This is a genomic window from Chamaesiphon sp. VAR_48_metabat_135_sub (assembly GCF_031418915.1).
Taxonomy (GTDB): Bacteria; Cyanobacteriota; Cyanobacteriia; order Cyanobacteriales; family Chamaesiphonaceae; genus Chamaesiphon.
In genome coordinates this window covers 1-6,660 of record NZ_JANOJV010000208.1, presented here as the reverse complement: position 1 = coordinate 6,660, position 6,660 = coordinate 1, and the positions used below count along the sequence as shown (strand labels likewise).

Here is a 6,660-nt window from a genome sequence, read left to right as displayed (position 1 = left end):
ATGACGCTGAAATTTGTAGCGAAAGGGTTACAAGAGCTGAAGCGGTGGGTACTCTCTTATGGGCGGGGTGCGATTGTGCTGCAACCGCAGGAGCTGGTAATGATGATGCGGGAGGAGATCGAGGAGATGAAAAGTAGTTATCAAAAGGGTGAAAATTTAGGGTGATGAACTATTTAGAAATTCAATACAAATTAGTCGGTAAAACTTTACCAGCCGATCATGGTTATGCACTATATTCGGCGACGAAGAAGTTAGTTTTAGATCGACAGGATAGTTATGGTGAATTGTTAATCGATCGATCTTTGTCGCCAGAGATTTTGATATCAAGTATTCCGGGTGTATCCGATCGTGATGGTACTATTTATCTCGATCGACATTCACGATTTAGATTGCGATGCCCTAGCGATAGTGTTCAACTTTGGTATCGGTTATTGCAAGAGCAAGTGTTTGATATTCAGGGGCATCTGATTCGATTAGTTCAGCCACAGCTTACGTTACCAGAGCCAAGCGAAAGTCTCAAATCTAGATTGGTTACTTTCAAGCTAAAAGAGTGGAATCAAAGTGAAGCACCAACCCAATTTTTGATATCTTGCCAACGAGCATTAGATAAATTAGAAATAGAAGCTAAACCCTTTATTGATAGCGATTATCGCGGCGATCTGGCAAAGCGATCGCTTTATATTCATGGCAAACATGTGATGGGTTATGGGATAGTAATTGAAGGATTAAAGCCTGAAGATTCGATTAAACTTCAGTGCTTAGGCATGGGTGGTCGCAAACATTTTGGTTGTGGTTGGTTTTATCCGCCTCAGGAGTTAGCGAATGCAGCCTAAATTATCACCGGATCTTTTACTTGCGAAATCATTTAATCGTGATGAAGAAACTTGGCAAGGTGCTAATACTCTGGTCGGGCATACAATAGCTGTTATAGATGCTGTAACTACAATTGCAACTTGTGTTGGCGATCAATTGATTGTGCAATTTGGTTTAACTTGCTCTTTCGAGTACTTACTAGCAACTGCACGATTGGCTGCTTATTTACATGATTGGGGTAAAGCTAATCATCATTTTCAACAAGTGGTGAGAAAGCAGCGCAACCCGCTCAGAAATCCACAAATGATTCGCCATGAAGTGGCTTCTGTACTAATAGCATGGGAATTTCGAGAATGGTTAATGGAAGCTGACGGAGATTTCTATGTCGCATTAGCTGCGGCTGGGGGACACCATCTAAAATTAGGTGGGCGGAGTGGTAAAAAAACGAACGAGCTAGGCGAACTCAGGATAGAAACTGGTGACACTGAATTATATTTATACACGAGTCACCCTAATTTCAAAGCACTATTGAAATATGGTGTTAGAGCGATAAAACTACCTCGCAAAATAAAGCTTTCTCATAAGCCAGCAAGTAGCTGGTCTGTGAGCGAGATAAAACATACTAAACGGGAAGAAATTCGAGCACAATTCGATCGATGGCAACCCGATCCAGTTTTGCTGGCAGTAGTTAAGTCTTTATTAGTAGCTGGAGATGCGATCGGTTCTGCTCTGCCACCGCAGGGGATCGATATTAAAACCTGGATTGAAGGCGAACTTCAGCAAACTCTAACTGCGGAAAAATTAGATCGAGTCATTTCATCTCGACTCAAACCGGGCGAATCATTGTTTCCATTTCAAATCGCGCTAGGTGAATCGACAGCAAGAGTAACGCTAGCGCGGGCGGGCTGCGGTACTGGTAAAACAGTTGGTGCTTATAACTGGGCAAAACATCACGCGATCGATCGCAAACTAATTTTCTGTTATCCCACTACTGGCACTAGTACTGAAGGCTTTATCGATTACGTTCACAATAAACTAGATTCCGTACTGCTCCATTCACGGGCAAATGTAGATCTCCAAGGGTTGAAATCCACTGGAGAGGAAATCGATGCAGGAGATGGCGCAGAAAATGAGACAGCCCTAAAACTGGAATCATTTAAAGCTTGGGGCAAAGAATCGATCGTGTGTACGGTAGATACTGTTTTGGGAATGCTTCAGTGTAACCGTCGTCCGATGTATTTGTTTCCAACGATTGCTCAGGCTGCATTCGTCTTCGATGAAGTGCATTGCTACGATAATTCCTTATTCGGGGCATTACTACGATTCCTTGAAGTCGTCAAAGCACCGATTTTACTGATGTCTGCTTCAGTGCAACCTTGGCAATTAGAAGCGATCCAAAAAGCAATAGGAGAGCCTGTGAAGATCTTGGCAGGAGCGACAGATTTAGAACAGCAGCCCCGTTATCGGTTCCACTATGCCGATGCGCCAAATTGGGAAAGAGTAGAGCAGGAGTTAGCGACTGGCGGGAAGGTGCTATGGGTTTGCAATCAGGTGAATACGGCGATTGGGGTGTATTTAGAAGCTAAGGAAAAAAACTTGAATGCCGTACTTTATCACAGTCGGTATTGCTATGGCGATCGAGTCAAACATCATCGAGCGGTAGTGGATGGATTTGAGCCAGATCGACCACCAATTCTGGCGATCGCCACGCAAGTAGCCGAGATGTCATTGGATCTATCAGCAACGCTGTTGGTGTCTCAAATTGCCGATCCTGCGGGACTAATTCAACGCTTAGGTCGATTGAATCGTCGCTACTGCGGACGTGCTTTGGACGCTCTATTCTATCCCGATGGTGTGCCTGGTTATCCCTACCACCCAGATCGCGATTTAGCAGAAGGGCTGCGGTTGATCCAGTCTTGTACAGGTGATGTTAATCAGGGGCAACTAGCAGAATGGCTGGAGCAATCGGATATTCGTGGTAAGCCCGATCTCGATTCAGTGCTACTAGATGGTAAATGGCGCACTTATCCAACATCCCTAAGAGAGGCTGGCTATACAACAACTGTCTTGCTACAAGAGGATGTCATAATACTTCTCGATCTATTCAGGTGCGTCCTCATGGAGAGTTACCTGCGATTGCGGGGTAATCCCAGATATCTGTACCTCATCGCAAAGGGAAGCACTATACAAATAATTAAATCTCTATCTACAAAGTTACTCTCCGAATGTACGGTACCGCTGATTGTGGATAAGCAAAAACTGGATAAATGGGAACGCTATAAATACTATCCAATTGCACCTACTAGCGAATGGACATATTCAACCGAAATCGGCGCACAGGAGGTGAAATAGTTAATGTCGAAATTCACATTATCACTACTCGATCCGAATACTTTATTACCTCACCGAGCGGGTATTGCAGGATTGGCACTTGCATTATCCACGATCGATCCTCAAGCTGCACCATTCACTTGGGAGATAACTGAAGATGCCGTACATCTTGCCTGGGAAGGTACCGATAGAGATGCTGTGCAATGGTTATTGAGTCAAACCTACCAAATTCAAGATGGATATCTTCATGTCCCTGCGCTCAAGCTAGATTTGCAGTCGCGATATACCTTTACAGAAGGCTTGAAGAATACACTCTTACAGCACAATCAACAGCGTAGTCTAGAGAAAAATAGTACATCTCTGTCTTTCTCGATTGAGCCAGGAAAGCCAGAAATCACCTTAAAGTTTCGTAAAATCATCGATTGTTACTACACTCAAGATTTTGCCGATTGCTTTAATAAAAAAGGTGAATTTAAAAAAGAGCATAGCCTCAAAAGTCAGCATCTTCCTGGCTTAGATGAATGTTTTGTCAATGGAGTGTACAAAGAATCATCCATAAGATTCTTTGCTATGCTATTTCTCCCGCTTGCTTGTAGTTATTATCAGCTACCCAATTATGGATCTGCTTTGGTGATTCCAGATGTAATCGATTTAGTGGAATGGGTGAAGCAACGACAGGAATCTTCAGGGCAAATAGTCGAGCGCATAAAGGCTCCTTATGCAGATTTTTGTGCGAGTAGTGCGGGGGGATCGGCTCTCCGATTTCTACTACGGGAAAAAATTATCGCTGGTACTCAAACACTATCAATTCGTTATTGTGAAGCATATCAACTAGGGAAGCAGTCTTGGAATAAACAGAACTATGTCAAGCAAGCAGTTTATCGCGTAGAAGTCAAACCAGAAATATTAGAACTATATGATATTGCAGAGCAGCTATTTCCATCAAAAGTAACATTAAAGACCGACGGAGAATATTGGTTAGCACCTTCTAATATACTTCCTTGGATTTCAGAGAATTTAGTACGTGATAAACCCTGGTATTTAGGGTTTTATGAATTTCGCAAACGCTATAAATTATACGAACGCAAAGGATTAGTTGATATGACAACCAATACAAATTGTCTGGGTACGCAAGAACAGATTTTATTCGATGCTGTCCAGGGTTCTTTTGGAGTTTATTTGAGCAATCAATTTAGTTACCGAAAAGATTCATTGGGTGGTCGAGATCTAAATAAAAAAGAAGCGATAGATGTATTCGTCAAAAGCACAGAAAAAGTCATTTATAGACTTCAAGCAAACACACAACATGGATTTGCTAAAGCATTAGTAAAATTCTTGAGCGACTTCCCTAGTAAGACAAGCCGTGGTATGGGTGCAGAAATTTATTCGTTACTTTACACGGGAAATAGCTGGCGACAGGCTAGAGATTTAGCTCTCTTAGCCGTTGCTACTTACAAAAGCAAAAAAGGAGATGCTTTAGATGGACAGGAAATATCGATCGAATCAAGTCCCGATCTAGAAACTGAAGATTCCACATTTGAAATGGAATTGTAAAAACCCATAATTCAAACTTAAAAATAAAGCTCAATAATATCAACATCAATCGCCATCGCATGATTTGATTTATTGCAATATGCTCCGCGATAACGAAACTTGCCAAAACAATTACAAAAATTAATCGGAACTAAATCATGTCTCAACATCTTTTTATCAATATCGTCACACCTACTGCCGTTGCTGCCAATAATCGCGGTGAAGGAGATGGAAGTACTCTATCTACTTTGCAGAAAATCACTGTTGGTAACGACCAATATACGACTGTTTCTGCCGAAGCTATTCGCTGGGGTTTGCGGGAATATTTGCAAAATAGTAATGGAGCAGATACTAACCGTGCCTTTAATCCAGACACGGATAAATATACATTTAAAGCTGATGGTAACTTCAGTGCCGATACTTACATTGATGATGATCTATTTGGATATATGGATGCAAAGAAAAACAAAGATAATGAAAATGCTACTACTAAACGGCGGGGAGCATTAGAAGTTAGTCGGGCGATTAGTTTAGATCCTTATTGGGGTGATATTGCTTTTGGTTCTAAAGGTGGTGAAAAAGGTAAAACTTCGATTCATTCTAGCGAAATGCACCATACAGCTTACCAATATGCGATCGCGCTAACTCCCGATAGTTTGAAAGATAAAAATCGCGCTCAAATTGCGCTCGATGCGATCGCGTCAGTCCGGCATGTCGGCGGAAATCACGCCCGCTTTTTATATGATTTTCGTCCAGAATCGATCGTGATTCGGATTACCGAAGATCCCTCACCGTGGATTATGAATTGTTTTGAACGAGTGGGAAATAGTGTCGGTTGTCCTAAATTAGTCCGATTGGTAGAAGTAAAAGATGTACCTGCCAATGAAATAATCGTTGCGGGAGAGATTGCTGATACGCCCTACGGTAAGCAATTAGAAGCTCTAGGCGTAAAAGTATATCGCGGTGTCAAAGAAGCAGTTACCGCTGCGAAAAATACGCTGAAGGCAGGAGTAAAAGCCTAATGCAAATCTATTTAGAATGTCCTTGTACGAGTTTTCCTCGCAGTTTTGCGCGGGATTTCAAGGAAACCTATCTATATCCGCCACCTTCAACAATCTATGGAATGCTGCTCTCTTTGGTGGGAGAAGTAGATCTAAATGCTCATGTCGGGGTAAGAATTGCGATCGGCATTATCGGTGTAGATTCACCAATTTCTCGCATTATTCGTAAACAACGAAATCATAAATATGATAACGGAGGGAGCGAACATAAGAAGCGAGTTGCGAAGTATGGAGAACAAGTTTATCCATCACAGCTATTATCCAAACCTAACCATCAAGAGTTACTTACCGATCTCAAAATTGCGGTTCAAATTGATTCTAGTTCAGAAACGGCAATGATTAAACTCGCGGAAAGAATAGCGATTGCGCTTTCTACTCCCAGTCAAATTAGCCGCTTTGGTGGTTTGAGTCTGGGTGAATCTTGGGCGTTGGTAAACGGTGTTCGAGCTTATCGGGAGTCTGATGGTGATGTACGGTGGTTAATCAAAGATAATCGTGGCTTAATCGGTTTACCCGTATGGATCGACAGGTCTACCACTCAAGGTACTTTTGCTAGATTTAGCTTGGGTGAGTTTACTAAAGATTGCTGGGTGCAAATCTCGCCCCCTGTTTCTCTGACTCCTGCTAAACCACCGAAAGCTACCCGCAAAAAGAAATCTGATTGAGATTTTACAAGCACCTCTGGCAGTGGAAGATCGATCGATGATAATTGCAGTAACATAATTACATCTAGACAATTTTAATGTTTATGACTAATCCAACCATCAATAATGCAACTGCTTCACCTAACGACGATAGAGAAATTGCTCGACGCGGACAAATTTTCTATGAGAATGAGATCCGCAGCCAAGTAGAAACACCAGATAACATTGGCAAAATTATCTCGATCGATATTGAGACAGGTAATTACGAAATTGATGAT

The 6,660-nt window shown here is 42.1% G+C and carries 6 protein-coding genes; all 6 read left to right on the top strand.

Annotation, left to right across the window (positions count from 1 at the left end; all coding sequences use genetic code 11):
- The 6 genes from RMO55_RS15200 (at nucleotide 1) to cas5 (ending at nucleotide 6,403) form a co-directional block, all read left to right on the top strand.
- A complete protein-coding gene (locus tag RMO55_RS15200) occupies nucleotides 1-165 on the top strand; it encodes a WYL domain-containing protein (RefSeq protein WP_310427791.1) in 165 nt (54 codons plus the stop codon).
- Nucleotides 165-833, top strand: coding sequence for a type I-MYXAN CRISPR-associated protein Cas6/Cmx6 (gene cas6 / locus RMO55_RS15195; RefSeq protein ID WP_310427789.1), 669 nt, complete (start codon nucleotides 165-167; stop codon nucleotides 831-833). Before RMO55_RS15200 ends, cas6 begins: the two co-directional genes overlap by 1 nt.
- Nucleotides 823-3,165 (top strand): CRISPR-associated helicase Cas3', encoded by a 2,343-nt coding sequence (gene cas3, locus RMO55_RS15190; protein ID WP_310427787.1) that lies wholly within the window; start codon nucleotides 823-825, stop codon nucleotides 3,163-3,165. Before cas6 ends, cas3 begins: the two co-directional genes overlap by 11 nt.
- Nucleotides 3,166-3,168: 3 nt before the next feature.
- The gene (cas8a1, locus tag RMO55_RS15185; RefSeq protein WP_310427785.1) at nucleotides 3,169-4,698 is read left to right on the top strand and encodes a type I-MYXAN CRISPR-associated Cas8a1/Cmx1; all 1,530 of its coding nucleotides are present in this window, start codon (nucleotides 3,169-3,171) and stop codon (nucleotides 4,696-4,698) included.
- Nucleotides 4,699-4,835: 137 nt separating this feature from the next.
- Nucleotides 4,836-5,699, top strand: coding sequence for a type I-B CRISPR-associated protein Cas7/Cst2/DevR (gene cas7i / locus RMO55_RS15180; RefSeq protein ID WP_310427783.1), 864 nt, complete (start codon nucleotides 4,836-4,838; stop codon nucleotides 5,697-5,699).
- Nucleotides 5,699-6,403 (top strand): CRISPR-associated protein Cas5, encoded by a 705-nt coding sequence (cas5, locus tag RMO55_RS15175; protein ID WP_310427782.1) that lies wholly within the window; start codon nucleotides 5,699-5,701, stop codon nucleotides 6,401-6,403. Before cas7i ends, cas5 begins: the two co-directional genes overlap by 1 nt.
- Nucleotides 6,404-6,660 lie beyond the last annotated feature (257 nt).